At 71.5% G+C, this 18,349-nt stretch carries 19 protein-coding genes and 2 tRNA genes; 9 read left to right on the top strand and 12 right to left on the bottom strand.

Features of this window, described 5'->3' with window-relative positions; all coding sequences use genetic code 11:
• The first annotated feature begins 80 nt into the window (after positions 1-80).
• From ACFUJ1_RS17310 to pknB, 6 genes are read left to right on the top strand one after another with little or no spacing between them, the layout of a single operon-like run.
• Positions 81-548 carry an FHA domain-containing protein gene (locus ACFUJ1_RS17310; RefSeq protein ID WP_233015391.1) on the top strand — a complete coding sequence of 156 codons (468 nt, stop codon included), beginning with the start codon at positions 81-83 and terminating at the stop codon, positions 546-548.
• Entirely contained in the window at positions 545-2,026 is a 1,482-nt protein-coding gene (locus ACFUJ1_RS17305) for a protein phosphatase 2C domain-containing protein (RefSeq protein WP_378646669.1), read from the top strand. The genes ACFUJ1_RS17310 and ACFUJ1_RS17305 overlap by 4 nt, the downstream gene beginning before the upstream one ends.
• A complete protein-coding gene (locus ACFUJ1_RS17300; protein ID WP_378646667.1) occupies positions 2,026-3,504 on the top strand; it encodes an FtsW/RodA/SpoVE family cell cycle protein in 1,479 nt (492 codons plus the stop codon). The genes ACFUJ1_RS17305 and ACFUJ1_RS17300 overlap by 1 nt, the downstream gene beginning before the upstream one ends.
• Positions 3,501-4,967, top strand: a complete 1,467-nt coding sequence (locus ACFUJ1_RS17295) for a peptidoglycan D,D-transpeptidase FtsI family protein (protein ID WP_378646665.1) — start codon at positions 3,501-3,503, stop codon at positions 4,965-4,967. Before ACFUJ1_RS17300 ends, ACFUJ1_RS17295 begins: the two co-directional genes overlap by 4 nt.
• Positions 4,968-5,021: 54 nt before the next feature.
• The gene (locus ACFUJ1_RS17290) at positions 5,022-6,521 is read left to right on the top strand and encodes a protein kinase (RefSeq protein ID WP_378646663.1); all 1,500 of its coding nucleotides are present in this window, start codon (positions 5,022-5,024) and stop codon (positions 6,519-6,521) included.
• Positions 6,518-8,425 (top strand): Stk1 family PASTA domain-containing Ser/Thr kinase, encoded by a 1,908-nt coding sequence (pknB, locus tag ACFUJ1_RS17285; RefSeq protein WP_378646661.1) that lies wholly within the window; start codon positions 6,518-6,520, stop codon positions 8,423-8,425. The genes ACFUJ1_RS17290 and pknB overlap by 4 nt, the downstream gene beginning before the upstream one ends.
• Positions 8,426-8,429: 4 nt before the next feature.
• Here the strand turns inward: pknB and ACFUJ1_RS17280 are convergent, their stop codons facing one another.
• The 3 genes from ACFUJ1_RS17280 to ACFUJ1_RS17270 are packed head-to-tail and all read right to left on the bottom strand — an operon-like array spanning position 8,430 to position 10,215.
• The gene (locus ACFUJ1_RS17280; protein ID WP_378646659.1) at positions 8,430-8,885 is read right to left on the bottom strand and encodes a deaminase; all 456 of its coding nucleotides are present in this window, start codon (positions 8,883-8,885) and stop codon (positions 8,430-8,432) included.
• Positions 8,885-9,574, bottom strand: coding sequence for a RibD family protein (locus ACFUJ1_RS17275; protein WP_378646657.1), 690 nt, complete (start codon positions 9,572-9,574; stop codon positions 8,885-8,887). The genes ACFUJ1_RS17280 and ACFUJ1_RS17275 overlap by 1 nt, the downstream gene beginning before the upstream one ends.
• On the bottom strand, positions 9,571-10,215 hold the full coding sequence (locus tag ACFUJ1_RS17270; RefSeq protein WP_378646655.1) for an aminodeoxychorismate/anthranilate synthase component II: 645 nt from the start codon (positions 10,213-10,215) through the stop codon (positions 9,571-9,573). Before ACFUJ1_RS17270 ends, ACFUJ1_RS17275 begins: the two co-directional genes overlap by 4 nt.
• A 120-nt stretch (positions 10,216-10,335) precedes the next feature.
• On the opposite strand from ACFUJ1_RS17270, the gene crgA reads away from it, so the two are divergent.
• Positions 10,336-10,602: a cell division protein CrgA gene (gene crgA, locus ACFUJ1_RS17265; RefSeq protein WP_233015383.1), complete on the top strand. Its 267-nt coding sequence runs from the start codon at positions 10,336-10,338 to the stop codon at positions 10,600-10,602.
• A 91-nt stretch (positions 10,603-10,693) separates the two neighbouring features.
• Positions 10,694-11,152 (top strand): PH domain-containing protein, encoded by a 459-nt coding sequence (locus ACFUJ1_RS17260; protein ID WP_378646653.1) that lies wholly within the window; start codon positions 10,694-10,696, stop codon positions 11,150-11,152.
• Here ACFUJ1_RS17260 and ACFUJ1_RS17255 read toward each other — a convergent pair whose 3' ends face one another.
• Positions 11,153-12,022, bottom strand: a complete 870-nt coding sequence (locus ACFUJ1_RS17255; RefSeq protein WP_378646651.1) for a rhomboid family intramembrane serine protease — start codon at positions 12,020-12,022, stop codon at positions 11,153-11,155.
• Positions 12,023-12,156: 134 nt separating this feature from the next.
• Here ACFUJ1_RS17255 and ACFUJ1_RS17250 point away from each other — a divergent pair, with 134 nt between their 5' ends.
• Positions 12,157-12,348, top strand: a complete 192-nt coding sequence (locus ACFUJ1_RS17250) for a hypothetical protein (protein ID WP_378646649.1) — start codon at positions 12,157-12,159, stop codon at positions 12,346-12,348.
• A gap of 43 nt (positions 12,349-12,391) precedes the next feature.
• Here ACFUJ1_RS17250 and ACFUJ1_RS17245 read toward each other — a convergent pair whose 3' ends face one another.
• From ACFUJ1_RS17245 to ACFUJ1_RS17210, 8 genes are all read right to left on the bottom strand, one after another.
• Positions 12,392-13,192, bottom strand: coding sequence for an ABC transporter permease (locus ACFUJ1_RS17245; RefSeq protein WP_378646913.1), 801 nt, complete (start codon positions 13,190-13,192; stop codon positions 12,392-12,394).
• A 53-nt stretch (positions 13,193-13,245) separates the two neighbouring features.
• Positions 13,246-14,289: an ATP-binding cassette domain-containing protein gene (locus ACFUJ1_RS17240; RefSeq protein ID WP_378646647.1), complete on the bottom strand. Its 1,044-nt coding sequence runs from the start codon at positions 14,287-14,289 to the stop codon at positions 13,246-13,248.
• 742 nt (positions 14,290-15,031) lie between these two features.
• Complete coding sequence (locus ACFUJ1_RS17235) at positions 15,032-15,994, bottom strand: acyl-CoA dehydrogenase family protein (protein WP_378646645.1); 963 nt, start codon at positions 15,992-15,994, stop codon at positions 15,032-15,034.
• Between the two features lie 20 nt (positions 15,995-16,014).
• Positions 16,015-16,602 carry a restriction endonuclease gene (locus ACFUJ1_RS17230; protein WP_378646643.1) on the bottom strand — a complete coding sequence of 196 codons (588 nt, stop codon included), beginning with the start codon at positions 16,600-16,602 and terminating at the stop codon, positions 16,015-16,017.
• Between the two features lie 121 nt (positions 16,603-16,723).
• Positions 16,724-16,796: transfer RNA gene (locus tag ACFUJ1_RS17225), tRNA-Ala, on the bottom strand.
• A gap of 16 nt (positions 16,797-16,812) precedes the next feature.
• On the bottom strand, positions 16,813-16,920 hold the full coding sequence (locus ACFUJ1_RS17220) for a DLW-39 family protein (RefSeq protein ID WP_233015370.1): 108 nt from the start codon (positions 16,918-16,920) through the stop codon (positions 16,813-16,815).
• A gap of 30 nt (positions 16,921-16,950) precedes the next feature.
• Positions 16,951-17,024: transfer RNA gene (locus tag ACFUJ1_RS17215), tRNA-Ile, on the bottom strand.
• Positions 17,025-17,130: 106 nt separating this feature from the next.
• Positions 17,131-18,345: a DUF3566 domain-containing protein gene (locus ACFUJ1_RS17210; RefSeq protein ID WP_378646641.1), complete on the bottom strand. Its 1,215-nt coding sequence runs from the start codon at positions 18,343-18,345 to the stop codon at positions 17,131-17,133.
• Positions 18,346-18,349: the final 4 nt, after the last annotated feature.

Below are 18,349 nucleotides of genomic sequence, written 5' to 3'. Positions count from 1 at the left end.
GGTGAGGTCAGCAAGCCGGTGGGGGCTCTCGAGCCGCCACCGTCGTCCGCGCGCACACGGTGAACAGGAGGTGGAACGCCGTGCAGGGACTGATTCTGCAAGTGACCCGTGCGGGGTTCCTGCTGCTGCTGTGGCTGTTCGTGTGGGCTATCCTGCGGACCTTGCGCAGCGACATCTACGCGGCATCCGGCATCCGGATACAGCCCAGGGCCACACGCGGGTCAACGGTGCTGCCTTCCTTCAGCCGAGGCCAGAAGGGCGCCAAATTCCTTGTGGTGACTCATGGTTCACTCGCCGGCACCCGCATCACGCTCAGCACCCAGCCGGTGCTGATCGGACGTGCGGACGACTCGACGCTGGTACTCACCGACGACTACGCCTCCACCCGGCATGCCCGGATCTCACCGCGCGGTGAGGACTGGTACGTCGAGGATCTCGGCTCCACCAACGGCACGTATCTCGACCGTGCGAAAGTCACCACCCCCGTTCGTGTTCCGCTCGGCACCCCGGTGCGAGTCGGCAAAACAGTGATCGAGCTCCGATCGTGACACTTGTTCTCCGCTATGCAGCGCGCAGCGACCGCGGTCTCGTCCGGGCCAACAACGAGGACTCCGTCTACGCGGGCGCACGCCTGCTCGCCCTGGCGGACGGCATGGGCGGCCACGCGGCGGGCGAGGTCGCCTCGCAGCTGATGATCGCCGCGCTCGCCCACCTCGACGACGACGAACCCGGCCCCGACCTGCTCGGCAAGCTGGACCATGCCACCCGCGAGGGCAACGCCGCGATCGCCGACCAGGTCGAGGAGGAGCCCGAGCTCGACGGCATGGGCACCACGCTGACCGCGATCCTCTTCGCGGGCAAGAAGCTCGGCATGGTGCACATCGGCGACTCCAGGGCGTACATGCTCCGCGACGCCGAACTGGCCCAGATCACCAGGGACGACACCTTCGTGCAGTCGCTGGTCGACGAGGGCCGGATCACCGCCGAGCAGGCGCACACGCACCCGCAGCGCTCGCTGATCATGCGGGCGCTCACCGGCAACGAGATCGACCCGACGCTCGTCATGCGCGAGGCCAAGGCGGGCGACCGGTACCTGCTCTGCTCGGACGGCCTCTCCGACGTGGTCAGCGACGAGACCATCGCGAACACCATGCGCGAGGGCAATACCGACGAGTGCGCCGACCGGCTCATCGAGCTGGCGCTGCGCAGCGGCGGGCCGGACAACGTGACCGTCGTCGTCGCCGACGTCATCGACCTCGACTACGGCCAGAGCCACCCGATCGTGGCGGGCGCCGCCTCCGGGGTGGACGACGACACGCCACCGCCGAACACCGCGGCGGGCCGGGCCGCCGCCATCCGGCCGCCAAGGCAGAGCTCGCCGCGCCGCACCGCGGCGAGCCCGGAGCCGGAGCCGCCTGCCAAGTCGAAGAAGCTGCGCTGGATCGCGCTCGCCGTCGCGCTGGTGCTCGCGGTCGGGATCGGGCTGATCGTCGGCTACAAGATGATCCGCAGCAACTACTACGTCGGGGCCGACAACGGCTCGGTGGTGATCCTGCGCGGGCTGCCTGGCACCGTGCTCGGCTGGTCCGTGCACGATGTCGACCTGGTCGGCTGCGTGAGCAAGACGGGGCAGCTGACGCTGGCCGTCCCCGGCTCCGACCAGCCGGCCGGCTGCCTGCCGCTGAAGGTCGACGACCTGGAGCAGACCGGCCGCGACCAGGTCGAGAAGGGGCTGCCGCCGGGCTCGCTGGAGAAGGCCAGGGACCAGATGGAGGTGCTGGCGCAGCGCGAGTTGCTGCCCGCCTGCGTCAAGGCCAGCACGCCGGCGCCGCAGCCGAGCACCCCCGCGCCGCAGCCGGCCGCCTCGCCCGAGCCGGGCGCCCCGGCGCCGGAGCCCGCGCCCGCCCCGCAGCCGGGCGAGCCGCAGCCGGAGAACCGGGAGGGGCAGCCTCCGGCGCCGAAGCCGGAGCAGGCGCAGCCGTCCACCCCCCAGATCGCGGGGGAGAACTGCCGGGTGACGGACTGATGTCCGCTCCGGCACCGCCGCAGGCCGGGGGATACCCCAGCCCGCCCGGCGGCTTCGCGCCCGCACCCCCGCCCGCCACCAGGCGGAACGCGGAGCTGCTCCTGCTCGGCTTCGCCGCGGTGATCACCACCGCGTCGCTCTTCCTGGTCGAGGCGAGCCAGGAGCAGTCGCTCACCTGGGACATCGCCAAGTACGGGCTGGCCTACCTGGCGCTGTTCGGCATCGCGCACCTCGCGGTGCGGCGGTTCGCCCCGTTCGCCGATCCACTGCTGCTGCCGATCGCCGCGCTGCTCAACGGCCTCGGGCTGGTGCTCATCCACCGGCTCGACCTCGCCGCCGCGCAGAGCGCCGCCTACAACGGCTCCGAGACGCCGTCGCCGGACGCCAATTCGCAGGTGCTCTGGACCGCGCTCGGCATGATCGTCTTCGTCGGCGTGCTCGTCGTGCTGCGCGATTACCGCACGCTCGCCCGCTACAGCTACACCCTCGGGCTGGTCGGGCTGGTCGCGCTGGCCATCCCGGCGCTGCTGCCGGGGCGCTTCTCCGAGGCCAACGGCGCCAAGATCTGGATCCGGCTGCCCGGCATCAGCCTGCAGCCGGGCGAGTTCGCCAAGATCCTGCTGATCGTCTTCTTCGCCTCGGTGCTGGTCGCCAGGCGCGACCTCTTCACCGTCGCGGGCAAGCGCTTCCTCGGCATGGAGTTCCCGCGCGCCCGCGACCTCGGGCCGATCCTGGTGGTCTGGATCGTCTGCATCGGCGTGCTGGTCTTCGAGAAGGATCTCGGCACCTCGCTGCTGATCTTCAGCACGGTGCTGGTGATGCTCTACATCGCCACCGAGCGGGTGGGCTGGCTGCTCATCGGCTTCTCGCTGCTCGGGGTCGGCTTCGTCTTCGCCTACCAGCTCTTCGGCCACGTCCGGGTGCGGGTGGACACCTGGCTGCACCCGTTCGAGGACTACAGCAACACCGGCTACCAGATCTCGCAGTCGCTCTTCGGCCTCGCCACCGGCGGGCTGGCTGGCACCGGGCTCGGCAGCGGCCGCCCCTCGCAGGTGCCGTTCGCCAAGACCGACTTCATCGTCACCACCATCGGCGAGGAGCTCGGGCTGATCGGGCTGGCCGCCGTGCTGATCCTGTTCCTGATGCTGGTGGTGCGCGGACTGCGCACCGCGCTCGCGGTGCGCGACAGCTTCGGCAAGCTGCTCGCGGCCGGGCTCGCCTTCACCATCGCGGTGCAGGTCTTCGTCGTGGTCGGCGGCGTCACCAAGCTGATCCCGCTGACCGGCCTCACCACCCCGTTCGTCTCGTACGGTGGCTCGTCGCTGCTGGCCAACTACGCGCTGCTCGCGCTGCTGATCCGGATCTCGGACGCCGCCCGCGCCCCGGCGCCGGTGGCGCGCAGGGAGCCGGCCGCACCGCTCGCGGAGGCGCAGACCGAGATGATCGGGCGCCGACGGGAAGCGAGGCCCCAGGAATGAACACCCCCCTACGCCGCGTCGCGGTCGCGGTGATGGTCATGATCGTGGCGCTGCTGATGAACGCGACCTACGTGCAGGTCATCAAGGCCGACGACTACCGCCTCGACCCGCGCAACTCGCGCGTGCTGCTGGACGAGTACTCCCGCCAGCGCGGCCAGATCGCCGCGGGCGGCACGGTGCTGGCCAGCTCGGTGGCGACCGACGACCGGTACAAGTACCTGCGCACCTACCCCACCGAGCCGGCCGCCTACGCCCCGGTCACCGGCTTCTACTCGATGAACTACGGCAGCACCGGGCTGGAGCGCGCCGCGGACTCGCTGCTCAACGGCTCGGACAGCCAGCTCTTCGGGCGCAGGCTGATCGACATGATCGCCGGCCGCGACCCGCGCGGCGCCAATGTCGTGACCACCCTGAACCCGGCCATGCAGCAGGTCGCCTACGACCAGCTGACGAGCAAGGGCTACACCGGCTCGGTGGTCGCGATCGAGCCGTCCTCCGGCAAGATCCTGACCATGGTGTCCACCCCCAGCTACGACCCGAACCTGCTCTCCGGGCACGACGGCGCGGCCACCACCCAGGCCTACGACGAGCTCAGCTCGGACCCGGAGCTGCCGATGCTGAACCGGGCCGTCTCGCAGACCTACCCGCCCGGCTCCACCTTCAAGGTGATCACCACCGCGGCCGCGCTCTCCGCCAACGTCGCCAGGCCGGAGGACCAGCTCACCGCCGCTCCGACGATCACGCTGCCCGGCACCAGCACCACGCTGGAGAACTACAACGGCAACACCTGCGGCGGGGGCGGCACCGCCTCGCTGTTCGACGCGTTCCGGCTCTCCTGCAACACCGCCTTCGTCGAGCTCAGCCAGCGGGTCGGCGCGGCCGGGCTCAAGGACGAGGCCGCCGCCTTCGGCATCGGCCCGCACCGCGGCATCCCGATCCCGGTGGCGGAGAGCACCGTCGGCAGCATCCCGGACGCGGCCGCGCTCGGCCAGTCCAGCATCGGTCAGCGCGATGTCGCGCTGACCCCGCTGGACAACGCCGTCGTCGCCGCCACCGTCGCCAACGGCGGCGTCCGGATGGAGCCGTACCTGATCGACCAGACCCAGGGCCCCGACCTCAGCGAGCTCTCCCGCACCGAGCCGGTCTCGGTGGGACAGGCGGTCAGCGCCCAGGTAGCGTCTCAGCTGACCAACCTGATGATCGCCTCGGAGAACAACACCGCCGGCAGCGGGCGGTCCGGATACCAGATCGCCTCCAAGACCGGCACCGCCGAGCACGGCAGCGACCCACGGAACACCCCGCCGCACGCGTGGTACATCGCCTTCGCGCCCGCCCAGAACCCGAAGATCGCCATCGCGGTGATCGTCGAGAACGGCGGGGATCGCGCGCTGGCCGCGACCGGTGGCTCGGTGGCGGCTCCGGTCGCGCGCGCGGTGCTCGACGCCGGGCTGCGAGGGGGCTGAACAGATGGACGTGCGAGTGAATGTACGGGGGCCCCAGTGCTGAACAACGGCGCCATGATCGCCGACCGATACCGGCTGCACCGGCTCATCGCCACCGGTGGCATGGGGCAGGTGTGGGAAGCCCTCGACACCCGGCTCGACCGCCGGGTCGCCGTCAAGGTGCTCAAGTCCGAGTTCTCCACCGACCCGACCTTCCGGCAACGCTTCCGCACCGAGGCGAAGACCACCGCGCAGCTGAACCACTCCGGCATCGCGGGCATCTACGACTACGGCGAGACGCTCGACCCCTCCGGCGGCGAGATGGCCTACCTGGTCATGGAGCTGGTGCAGGGTGAGCCGCTGAACGCGGTGCTGAACCGGCTCGGCAGGCTCTCCGTCGTGCAGGGCCTCGACCTGCTGGAGCAGACCGGCCGGGCGCTGGAGGCGGCGCACGTCGCCGGTGTGGTGCACCGCGACGTCAAGCCGGGCAACATCCTGGTGACACCGACCGGGCAGGTCAAGATCACCGACTTCGGCATCGCCAAGGCGGTCGACGCCTCGCCGGTGACCAAGACCGGCATGGTGATGGGCACCGCTCAGTACATCGCGCCCGAGCAGGCGATCGGCGAGGACGCCACGTCCGCCTCCGACGTCTACTCGCTCGGCGTCGTCGGCTACGAGGCGCTGGCCGGGCAGCGGCCGTTCACCGGCGACGGCGCCATCACCGTCGCCATGAAGCACGTCCGCGATACGCCGCCGCCGATGCCTGCCGATCTGCCCGCCAACGTGCGCGAGCTGATCGAGATCGTGATGGCAAAGGACCCGAAACAGCGCTACGGCAGCGGCGGCGAGTTCGCCGACGCCGTCGCTGCGGTCAAGGCCGGGCGCCGCCCGCCGCCGCCGCGCGCCGCCGCCACCGGTTCGATGACCGGCGCGACCCGGGTGCTCCCGCCCGGCCCGACCGCCATGATCCCGTCCGGCCAGCAGACCTACGAGGGCGCCACCGTGCGCTACTCGACGCCCGCCGCGCACGCGGTGGCGAACGCGGGCCCGCCGACGCACGGCCACGCCCCGGCCACCGCGCACGCCCAGCGGATCCCGCCGACGAACGGCGCGCCGGACCGCGGGGACGACAACAAGTCCACCCGGAACTGGCTGATCGCGCTCGGCATCGGCGCGGTGCTGCTCGGCGGCGCCGTGATCTACCTGCTCTTCGGCGGCGACACCAACCCGGAGAACACCCCGGCGCCGACCACGACGCAGTCGCCGGTGGCCCCGCCGCCGCCGCCCGCGCCGATCACCACCACCAGGCAGGCGCCCCCGCCGCAGCCGGAGCCGAGCTACGAGCCGCCGCCGACCACGACGGAGGCCCCGACCACCACGCAGGCGCCGACCACGACGACGGTGCCGCCGAGCAGCGCGCCGACCACAACCAAGCCGACCACCACCGCGGGCAGCACGACGACGCGCTCCCGTATCCCGACGCTCGACCTGCCGTTCCCCGACGCCCCCGGTGCCCAGGGGGCGGACTCCACTTCCCGCGCGCCCTACACCCCGTGGCAAGGACAACAATGACGACGCCGAAGAATCTCGGCTCCCGGTACGATCTGGGCGAGATCATCGGGTTCGGCGGGATGTCCGAGGTGCACAAGGCCCGCGACGTCCGGCTCAGCCGGGATGTGGCGATCAAGGTGCTGCGCGCCGACCTGGCCCGCGATCCCACCTTCTACCTGCGCTTCAAGCGCGAGGCGCAGAACGCGGCCGCGCTGAATCATCCCGCCATCGTCGCGGTGTACGACACCGGCGAGGCCGAGATCGACGGCGGCCCGCTGCCGTACATCGTGATGGAGTACGTCGACGGCGATACCCTGCGCGACCTGGTGCGCGGCAAGGGCCCGCTGCCGCCGCGGCGCGCGATGGAGGTCATCGCCGACGTCTGCGCCGCGCTCGACTTCAGCCACAACGCGGGCATCGTGCACCGCGACATGAAGCCCGCCAACATCATGATCAACCGCTCCGGCGCGGTGAAGGTCATGGACTTCGGCATCGCCCGCGCCATCGCGGACAGCGCCAACCCCATGACGCAGACTGCCGCGGTGATCGGCACCGCCCAGTACCTCTCCCCCGAGCAGGCCCGCGGCGAGACCGTCGACGCCCGCTCGGACGTCTACTCGGTCGGCTGCGTCCTCTTCGAGATCCTCACCGCCGAGCCGCCCTTCACCGGCGACTCGCCGATCGCGGTCGCCTACCAGCACGTCAGGGAGGATCCCCGGCTGCCGTCGCACGTGCACTCGGGCGTGCCGCGCGAGCTGGACTCGGTCGTGCTCAAGGCGATGAGCAAGAACCCGGCGAACCGGTACCAGAGCGCCGCCGATATGCGCGCCGATCTGATCCGGGTGCTCGGCGGGCAGAAGCCGAGCGCCCCGATGGTGATGACCGACGAGGATCGCACCGGCATCATCGACTCCGAGGAGCATGCCCCGCGCAGCTACCGCACGGTGGAGCGGCGCGCGGATCCGGACGACGACGAGCAGCCGGAGCAGCACGAGCGCCGCCGCTCGGCGTACCTGGCGCTCGGCGTCGCGGCCGCGGTGCTGGTGGCCTTCGGGCTGTTCTGGGTGTTCCTCGGCCCGGGAAGCAAGCCGGACCAGCGGGCCGTTCCCGACCTCTCCGGCAAACCGGCCGCGCAGGCGCAGACCTCGCTGCAGCAGCTCGGATTCAGCGTCGCCGTCCAGGAGAAGCCGGACGCGCGGGTGGCGGCGGGCAACGTGATCGCCACCCAGCCGCTCGGCGGTTCGCGGGCGGACGAGGGAAGCACCATCACCGTGCAGGTCTCCACCGGCCCGCAGCAGGTGCAGGTGCCGCGGCTGGACGGCCTCACTCAGCAGCAGGCCGAGCAGGAGCTGAACTCCAAGGGGCTGCGGCTGGACCCGAACGTCCGCAGGCAGCCCTCCGGCGACGCGGAGCGCGACAAGGTGATCGCGCAGGAGCCGTCGGCCGGGTCCAGGATCGACGTGGACGGCGCGATCCTGCTGACCATCGGCACCGGCCCGGAGCAGGTGCGGGTGCCGAACGTGGTGGGTCAGGACATCAACGTCGCGCAGCCGAACCTGGTGGACAGCGCAGGCTTCGAGATCGTGATCCAGGAGGTCCAGTCCAGCAAGCCGAAGGGCGAGGTGGTCGCGACCACGCCGTCCGGCGGCACCAGCGCGGAGAAGGGCTCGACCGTCACCGTGCAGGTGTCGAGCGGTGAGCAGGTCAGGATGCCGTCGCTGGTCGGGCTGACGGTGGCGCAGGCGGTCGACCGGCTGCGCGCCGAGGGCTGGTCCGGCGGGGCCGGGCAGATCGACCAGACCACCCAGGGCACCTTCGACACCCTCGCGGTCGGCAAGGTGATCGGCCAGCAGCCGAGCGCGGGCTCGTCGATGGCGAAGAACGGCACCGTCTCGCTCACCGTCGGGGTGCTCGGGCCGCCCTGATCGCTCAGGAGAGGTCGAGGTGGCGGTTCACCGCGCGCGCCGCCGCGGCCAGCTCGGGCAGCTCGACCACCTCGACGCCGTGCTGCCGCAGCAGTTCCACGCCGACGCAGTCGGCCACGAAGGTGGCGGGCTCGCGCCAGGCGATCACCACGCGCGGGATCCCCGCGTCGAGCACCCGCTGCGTGCACGGCCGCCTGCTCGCCGTCGCGCGCTGGGAGCAGGGCTCCAGCGTGCTGTAGAGGGTGGCCAGGCGCAGCCGCGGATCGTCGGCGGCCAGCTTCGCCAGCGCCGCCTCCTCGGCGTGGTTCTTCTCGTCCAGTTCGCGCGAGTAGCCGGTCGCGAGCTCGATTCCATCCGCCACCAGCACCGCGCCCACCGAGAAGGCGGTCGCGCTCGGCGGGCTCAGCCGGGCGAGGGCGATGGCGCGTTCCAGGAACCGGTGGTCGTCGTCCTCTGGCATCAGCTCTCCTCCCGGCCGCGCGGCAGGTAGCGCAGCACGGCCACGTCGCCGACGGCTTCCACCCCCGCCAGCCGCATGCGGTGCGCGGGGCCGCCGGGGAAGGCGGCCTGCCCGACGAAGCGCGGGGCCGCCGCGTCGCCGACCAGGATCGGCGCGACGGCGACGTGCAGTTCGTCGGCGAGCCCGGCGGCGAGGAAGGCGGTGTGCATCCTGGTGCCGCCCTCGACCATGAGCCGTCCGATCCCGCGCGCGCCGAGATCGTCGAGCAGCACGGACAGGTCGAGCTCGGGGCCGAGGCTGCGCACCTCGGCCAGCCCGGTCAGCCGGTCGCCGAGCCTGGTCCGGCCCGCGTCGGTGGTGTAGACGAGCTTGGCGCCGCCGTGGTGCCAGAACCGCAGCCCGGCATCGAGATTTCCCAGCGCGGTCACCGTGATCTTGAGCGGGTACTCCGGCCTGCCCGCCGCCGCCCGCGCGGCGCGCCGCTCGGCGCTGTTCACCAGCAGCCGGGGATTGTCCCGGCGCAGCGTCTCGGCGCCGATCAGAACGGCGTCGGACTCGGCCCGCACCTGATCCACCCGGTCGAAATCCGCGGCGTTCGAGAGCAGCAGGCGCTGCGGGCTCGCGTCGTCGATGTACCCGTCGACACTGACCGCCACGGACAGCAGCACGTGCGGCCGCGCCGCGCTCACTGCGGCACCAGCGCGGCGACCTCCGCTTCCAGCGTCGCGACCAGCCCCTCGGGGGGACGCTGCCCGCACACCGCCAGCCAGTTCGCGAGCATCCGGTGGCCGCCGCGGGTGAGCACCGACTCCGGGTGGAACTGCACGCCGTGGATCGGCAGCGTGCGGTGCCGCATCGCCATCACGATCCCGCTCTCGGTGCGGCCGAGCACCTCGATCTCCGGCGGCAGCGTCTCCTCCAGCACGGTCAGCGAGTGGTAGCGGGTGGCGGTGAAGGGGTCGGGCAGCCCGGCCAGCACACCGGCGCCGAGGTGATACACCTCGCTGGTCTTGCCGTGCAGCAGCTCGGGGGCGCGGGTGACGGTGCCGCCGAAGACCGCGCCGATCGCCTGGTGGCCGAGGCAGACGCCGAGCAGCGGTGTCACGGCGTCGGCGCAGGCGCGGACCAGCTCCATGCTGACGCCCGCGCGGTCCGGGGTGCCGGGGCCGGGGCTGATCAGCACCCCGTCGTACTCGGTCGCGATTCCGGCCGGATCGGCCAATTCCGGGTCGTCGTTGCGCCACACCACGGCCTCGACCCCGAGCTGGCCCAGGTACTGGACCAGGTTGAAGACGAAGCTGTCGTAGTTGTCGACGACCAGAACGCGCATGACACGAGGGTACTGGCCCGCGCAAACCGGTATTCGGGGCCGTGACCTGGTGGGCTAGCCTGGAACCCGAGACCACGCGGGCGGCCGGTACCCCGCCCGGACGCCGAACGCGAGGACACCATGCCGAAGTCGAAGGTCCGCAAGAAGACCGACTACACCATCAACCCGGCCAGCCGCACCCCCGTGAAGGTGAAGGCGGTTGGCCCGTCGCCGGTCTGGTACGTCGCCATCATGCTCGGTTTCATGCTGGCCGGCCTGGTCTGGCTGCTCGTCTACTACCTGGCGGCCGAGCAGATCCAGTGGATGGCCGATCTCAATGCCTGGAACTTCCTGATCGGCTTCGGGCTCATGGTGGTCGGGCTGATCATGACCATGCGGTGGCGCTGACCTGGTCCGCACCCGAATCACACCGGTGTGTTTCATGCACACCTGTGGATGATTCTGTGGACAACTCGAGGACAACCTGGGGAGAACACCCGTGAACGCCGGTGACACCGACGATCGCACCACCTGGACCACCCCCGCACCCGCCCTGGCCGCCGTGGCCGCGGGCGGGGTCGCGCTCGGCATCGCCGCGGTCTTCGCCGCCGATGCCCCGAGCATGGTCCTGGTCGGGGTGGCCGCGCTCGGGCTGCTCGGGCTGGCCGGGCTCGGCCTGCGCCAGCGCCCCCGGGTCACCATCGTGCCCGGCGCCGAGCCGCGGCTGGTGGTGCGCGGGCTCACCGGGCCGGTGAGCTACACCCGGCCGCAGATCCTGCGCGCGCGGATCACGCACTACCGCAGGCTCGGCCGGAAGACCCCGATGCTGGAGCTCGACGTCGAGCGGCCGGACCACGACGACGATCGCCTGCTCATCTTCGGCCGCTGGGATCTCGGCACGAACCCGGAGGAGCTGTTCGAGGCCATGCTCCGGCACAACCTGGTGCACCGGGGCTGATCAGACCAGGCTCATCCCGGCGACGCCGATCACCGCGAGCGCCCCGAGCCCGACCGCGGCCAGGCTCACCCAGCCGATGGTGCGCGCCGCCTCCGGCGATTTCGCGCCCGCCCACTGCGGCAGGAAGAGCACGCCGAGCGTGGCGAGCGTGCCCGCGGTCAGCCCGCCCAGGTGCCCCCAGAGCGAGATGCCGGGCAGCGAGAGGCTGATGATCACGTTGATGCCGATCACGATGAGCATCTGGTTCGGGCTCTGCCGCAGCCGGATCAGTACCACGGTGACCGCGCCGAAGAGGCCGTACACGGCCCCGGAGGCACCCGCCGTCAGGCTGTCCTGGGAGAAGAGCATGACGCCGGCCGAGCCGCCGAGCAGCGCGACCAGGTACACCAGCAGGTACCGCACCCGCCCCAGCACCAGCTCGCAGTCCCGGCCGACCACGTACAGCGCGAACATGTTGACCAGCAGGTGCAGCGGGCCGTAGTGCAGGAAGCCGGAGCCGAGCACCCGCCACCACTCGCCGTCCGCGACGGCGGGCGGGTAGAGCACCCACTCCAGGAAGAGCTGCGAGCGCTGGTTGTCGACCACGCTGCTCGCCTGGGCCGCGGTGATGCCGAAGACCAGCAGGTTGAGCGCGATCAGCGCGTAGGTGACCAGCGGGCGCGGCGCGGTGCCCGCAGGCGCCCCCGCCACCGTGCGCACCTGCGGCGTCGAGCGCCGATCCTGCTGCAGGCAGTCGACGCAGTGCTGCCCGACCGCCGCGGGGCGCAGGCAGTCCGCGCAGGCGGGGCGGTTACAGCGGGTACACGCGAGGCCGGTCGCGCGGTCCGGGTGCCGGACGCAGACGGGGGCGGGCGGTTGTGGTTGCATCATCTCCTCGCTCCGTTCCCGCCGCGCGGCGGTACCACCGGCCATCCTGCCATCTCCCGCCGATCGCGCAGGTCGCAGCCGTATTCGAGACACTGCCGGATTCGGCGATCTGCTGCGCGGTGTGCCACAGTGGTGCCATGAGCTCGGCTTCCCGCTCCCGTTTGCGCAACCGCCTGATCGCCGCGGCCGCCGTCACCGCCGCAGGCGCCGCCGCAGCGGTGGCCCGCAGCCGCCGCCCGCAGCCACCGGCCCCCGCCCCGGCGCCGCCGCGCATCGGCTATTCGCGCAGCGCGGTCGTCGGCGAGCCGGAACCCGGCACCACCGCCTGACCGAGCGCGCGGCCGGCGAGCCGCGCGCTCGGACCGCGGTCCCCTACCGGCTGACGGTGCGCTGGTACTGCCGCAGCGACAGCGGAATGAAGATCCCCAGGATCACGACGACCCAGATCAGCGTCGTCGCCACCGGGTGCTGCATCGACCACGCCTCGGACGGCGTCGCCACCGGGCTGGTGTTGCCGAACAGCTCGCGGCTCGCCTGCGCCAGCGCCGAGACCGGGTTCCACTCCGCGAACACCCTGAGCACCGTCGGCAGGTCGTCGATCGGCACGAAGGTGTTGGCCAGGAAGGTGAGCGGGAAGATCACCATGAAGCTGGCGTTGTTGAACACCTCGGGGGTGCGCACCAGCAGCCCGACCGTCGCCATCATCCAGGACAGCGCGTAGGCGAAGAGCAGCAGCAGCAGGTAGGCGAGCACCGCGTCCAGCACCGACCCGCGGATCCGCCAGCCGACCACGAGGCCGGTCAGCGACATGACGATCAGGCTCACCACATTGATCACCACGTCGCTCAGCGTCCGGCCGACCAGCACCGCCACCGGCGCCATCGGCAGCGACCGGAAACGGTCGATGATGCCCTTCTGCATGTCCTCGGCCAGCCCGGCGCCGGTGAAGGAGGCGCCGAAGACAACGGTCTGCACGAAGATGCCCGCGATCAGGAACTCGCGGTACCCGCCCTCGAGTCCAGGCACCTGGATCGCGGTGCCGAAGACGTAGGCGAAGAGCAGCACGAACATGATCGGCGACAGCGTCGCGAAGACCAGCACGTCCGGCACGCGCTTGATCTTGATGACATTGCGCTTGGTCACGGTGATGCTGTCGATCACCACGATCCGCATCCGCTCCACCAGCCCGGGGTCGCCTGGCAACTCCACCGGCGCGCTCGTGGCGGTCATCGGGTCCGTCCTTCCGTCGATTCGAGCTGCTTGGCAGCGTCCTCGGGCGCCGGGGCGTCCGGGATGAAGGGTGTTTCGTCGTCGTCGGCGGGCGGCCGCTCCTCGGCTTCGTGGCCGGTGAGGGTGAGGAAGACATCGTCCAGCGACGGCCTGCGCAGCGCGATGTCACGCAGCCGCACGTCGTTCTCGGCGAGCTTGCCGATCGTGGCGACCAGCGCCGCCGAGCCGTCGCTCACCGGAACGGTGAGCTTGCGCAGCCCGGCCTCCACCTGGATCTCGCCGTCCGCGAGGCCGCGCAGAACCTGTTGCGCGACAGCGACCTTCGACTGGTCGTCGACGGTCAGCTCGATCCGGTCGCCACCGACCATGGACTTGAGCTCGTCGGCGGTACCCTGCGCGATCACGGTGCCGTGGTCGATCACCCCGATGGAGTCGGCGAGCCGGTCCGCCTCCTCCAGGTACTGGGTGGTGAGCAGCAGGGTGGTGCCGCCCGCCACCAGCTCCTCGATGACGTCCCACAGGTCGAACCGGGCCCGCGGGTCGAGCCCGGTGGTCGGCTCGTCCAGGAAGAGCACCGGCGGATTCGCCACCAGCGCGCCCGCCAGGTCGAGCCTGCGGCGCATGCCGCCCGAGTAGGTGCGCACCGGGCGGTCGCCCGCGTCGCTGAGCCGGAACCGCTCGAGCAGTTCGCGGGCCCGCTCCTTGGCGCGCTTGGTGCCGAGGTGGTAGAGCCTGCCGACCATCTCGAGATTCTCGAAGCCGGTGAGGTATTCGTCGACGGCCGCGTACTGGCCGGAGGTGCCGATCCGCGAGCGCAGCTTGCGCGGATTGCCGAGGACATCGATGCCGGCGACGGTCGCCTTCCCCGCGTCCGGGATGAGCAGGGTGGTGAGCACCCGGACCGTGGTGGTCTTCCCCGCGCCGTTGGGACCGAGCAGCGCGGTCACCGTGCCCTCGGGCACCGACAGATCGAGTCCGTCCAGCGCCACCACCTTGCCGTATCGCTTGACCAGCCCCTCGGCGACGATTGCGTCGGGCATGATTCTCCTGAGTTCGTGATCGGAAGTCGGAACATTCGGTCATCCGGCGCCGCGTCGTATCCGGCGCCGCCACGTCACTGATCGGTCCGCGGACCGATTCGGGCGCCAGTATTACCCCGGGGTCCGACAGATTCCATCGAATTGTCCGGGTTCTCCGGGAGATTTTCCGCGCTACCTGCGCTGATGCCGATCGAAATCGATCAGGAGGGCCGCACCCCGCGACGCTCGGGGTTACCGCGGGGCGCGGCCTGTTCCCATCCTTCGTCGGCGCCCGGGCCCGGACACGCGTAGTCGACTACTCGACCGCTCCCCCCGGCCCGCCGCGACACGCGGAAAGACCGAATTTCACCACCGCCGGAGCGGGTTGCCCCGACGTCCGGAACACGGTCGATTCACAGTCGTGTATGTCCGGTTGTTGACGGGTATACCAATGCGGGCCAGCCCTTTTGGCAAACTTCGGGCACCCGCCACTCGGACCGAGCCGGAGCCTTCCGGAGACCCGGTCCCCGACCTCCCGCGGCACGCCGGAAAATTCTCCGAAAGTGGTGCTTGCCACGCACCCGCGAACGCGAATCTTCGCGTAGGATCGTTCTCGTCGGCCCCTCCCCCCCGGGCCGACCACACGCGGGCCTCGGCTAACTCCCCCCCTTCGCCGAGGCCCGCTCCCCTTTTTGCAGGAGGTTTTTCCGCCATCTCGGCAGGTCGCTCCCGATGCCGGAGCGAGCGGCGGGCTACCCGCCGGTCACCCTCGCGCGAGGGCCTGCCAGGCGGCGCTGGTGCGCAGCGCGCGCACCCGCTCGGCGGTGTTCAGCAGCCGCCGATCGCGCTCCCAGCGCTCCCGCACGACCGGGTCGGCGGAGTTCCACAGCGAGCCGACCTCGGCCAGCAGTTGATCGACCAGATCCAGCGTTCCGGCGAGGGCGATGTGCACCGCGGGCGATTTCGCCACCGCGAGTACCGGATCCGGCGGGCCCGCGGGCACGGCGGGCGAGCCGGACGGCCTACCGAGGCCGAGCCCGCGCACCTGGGCGACCGCGCCCAGGAGCCGCTGCACCGTCGCGGGCGGCCAGCCGGACTGCCTGGCCACGCGGACCAGCAGCCCGAGCGTGGCGGCGAGCACGTGCGCGTCCTCGAAGGTGCGGAACGGCTTGAGGTGGTCGGCGTAGCCGTCGCCGAGCAGCGGGACGGCGGGGGCGTCGGTGAAGGTCAGGACGGCGTGCGGGATCTCGGGGGCGAAGGGCGTCGCGGGCAGCGGCTCGGCGTGCACGCCAGGGCCGCGCGGGTCGACCATGGCGGTGCGCACGGTGTTCCTGCCGTCCGCGCCCGGCCCCGCGCTCGCGATCACCACCAGCGCGTCGGCCTCGGTGCCGAGCGTGGCGAAGGTCTTGGTGCCGCTGACCGTCCAGCCCTCCCCCTGCCGCCGCAGCGCCGTCTCGATGACCGCCGGGTGCGCCCCGCCCGCCTCGGTGGCGGCCAGCGCGACCAGCGCCGCCGACGGCAGCCCGGGCAGCAGCGCCCGCAGCGCCTCCTGGTAGCCGGCCACGAAGGCGTAGCCGAGCCGGTCGGCCGCCCAGCCGCCGAGCACCGCGGCGTCGATCGAGTCGGCGCAGCGCGCCGTGACCTGCCGATGCGCGGCCCAGGCCGCGGCGACCGAATCGAGCGGAGCGGTGCCGGGCGGGCCGGTGAGCAGGTGATCGAGCAGCACGCCCAACGGTAACCGGTCGCTCACTCCCACGGCGGCGGCCCCTCCCCGGTCTGCCACGCGGTGAGTTCGTGGTTGTCCACCAGCACGATCCCCATGTGCGCGGCGTACTCCCGCGCCTGCTTGCGAAACCCGCCCGCGGTGGTGACGACCGCGGCCACGTCGGCGCCGTGCACCGCGAAGCAGGTGCCGCCGAACTTCTGCAGATCCGGCCCCGACACCCAGTTGTCCACCCGGTACCGCTTGGCCTGCAGCACGATCCGCCGCCCGTCCGGAGCCCGCGCCACCACATCGGCCCCCAGATCGCCCGCCCCGCCGACCACCGCGACCCGGCTGCACCCGTCCCGCCTGCACAGATCGGCCAGCGCGTGCTCGAACTGCCCCGCGCTCATCTCCGCGAAGGTCAGCGCTGCCCGGATCCGCCGCTCCCGCCGCAGCCGCCTGCGCGCCGCCAGCCCGCTCCACCACATGCTCACCGCGATCACCGCACCGACCAGCAGCACCGCCACCACCGCGACCAGCGCCGCGTTCGCGGAGATCCACCGCCAGACCGGCGCCGCCACAATCGCGAGCAGCACCAGCGCGACAACCGCCGAAACGGCCCCGTTCACACTCCGGCTCCGCGCCCGCCTACCCCTGTTCGCCACGCGCACCCCTACACGTTCCACCGACAATGCGCCCACCCTACGGGCAGGCGCTGACCGGTACGGAACAGGCGGAAGGAAGAAGAAGTGGAGCCTAGGGGAATCGAACCCCTAACCCCTGCCTTGCAAAGGCAGTGCTCTGCCAATTGAGCTAAGGCCCCGAGCCGAGGAACCGCGTCAGCGGGAGGTGACCTCGTGCCAGAGATCGGCTTCGTCACGCTTGCGGAGCTTGGTGATCGCGAGGAGAACCGCTGCCACGATGCCGACCGTGAGGAGAAGCTTCATGGTTGCCACCCTACTGTGCGTATCCGGGAGTGGGCCTAGGAGGACTTGAACCTCCGACCTCTTCGTTATCAGCGAAGCGCTCTAACCGCCTGAGCTATAGGCCCGTGTCGTTCGAGTTGACTAAAATCGAACGAGTTGAGCGTACACAACACCACGACCCGGAACCAAAACGGCTGGTAGCGCCGGTCCGGCGCTACCAGCCTCGGTGGTCTAGTCCGGGTCGGCGAGCGTGACCTGGATGCCGCCGACGAGGTCGCAGCACTGGTTGTAGATGAACACCCCGACCGTGCCGAGCGCGGTGAAGAGCACCACGTTCACCAGGCCGATGACGCCGGCGTAGCCGAAGACCGTGCCCGCGTCGATCAGGCTGGCCGAGCCGCCCTCCTGGGAGACCATGTCGCCCAGCGTGGTGTCCAGCCGCTCCCAGACGCCCATGCCCTCGAGCACGATGTAGAGCAGGCCGACGGCGAGCATCCACACGAAGAACATGGCGACGCTGATGACCAGCGTGATCTTCAGGGTCGACCAGGGGTCGATCCGGCGGATCTGCACGGTCGCGCGCAGCGGCTCGCCCGCCTGCACCGCGGCCGCGACGGCGACCGGGGCGGACGGCGAGATCGGCGGTTGCTGCTGCTGCCCCGGGGTGTAGTACGGCAGCGCCTGGTCGGGCTGCTGCTGGGGCGGCACCGGGTGCCTGATGTCGGAGAGGTCGGGCATGTCCTTGACCAGCTCCGGGCGCGAGATGCTCCGGGTCGGGCCGTCGATGCCGACCGACTTGACCATGGCCGCTTCCTTGCGGGTGGCCTTGGCCGCGAGGTCGGCCGTGGTGCGGGCGTTGGTCACGCCGCCACTGAGCCCGGCCGACCCGGACGGGCGGCCGGTGACCGGCGCCTGCCCGGGGCGGTACAGGTTGGACTGCGGCTCGCGCTGCGGCAGGTTGGACTGCGCCTCGCGCTGCGGGAGCTGCCCCCAGCCGCCGTCCTTGAACGCCTGCTGACCGCCGCTGCCGGGGCCGCTGTCGGACCCCTGCTGGTTCCCGCCGAGCCGGACGGTCTCCTGGTCACCGGTCTTCGGGGCCTCGGGCGCGCGCTCCCCGTTGCCCTGCGCACCCTGACCCTGCGCGCCGGAACCCTGCTGGCCGGGCCCCTGCGGTCCCTGGCGGCCCTGTGCCGCAGCCGGATTCGAACTACCCGGCTGCCGCTGCGGCAGCTGGCCGTGCCCCTGGTTCGGCGCACCCTGGTTCTGCGGCCCCTGCCCCGGAGCGGGCGCGGAGGGCGCCTTTCCCTGACCATTGCCCGGTGCATCCGTTCCGTTCTCGCCTCCCGGACGCGGGATCGGGCGCGGCGGAATGGGGGACGGTGCGATCCGCTCGGTCACGCCGTTCGTCTGATGGCGCTCGTCGTTCGGCTGATTCGGAGTGGTCAATGGG

The sequence above is a fragment of the Nocardia sp. NPDC057227 genome (genome assembly GCF_042669725.1).
GTDB lineage: Bacteria > Actinomycetota > Actinomycetes > Mycobacteriales > Mycobacteriaceae > Nocardia > Nocardia asteroides_A.
The sequence above is the reverse complement of the archived record's forward strand: the minus strand, read 5'-3'. Positions and strand labels throughout refer to the sequence as shown.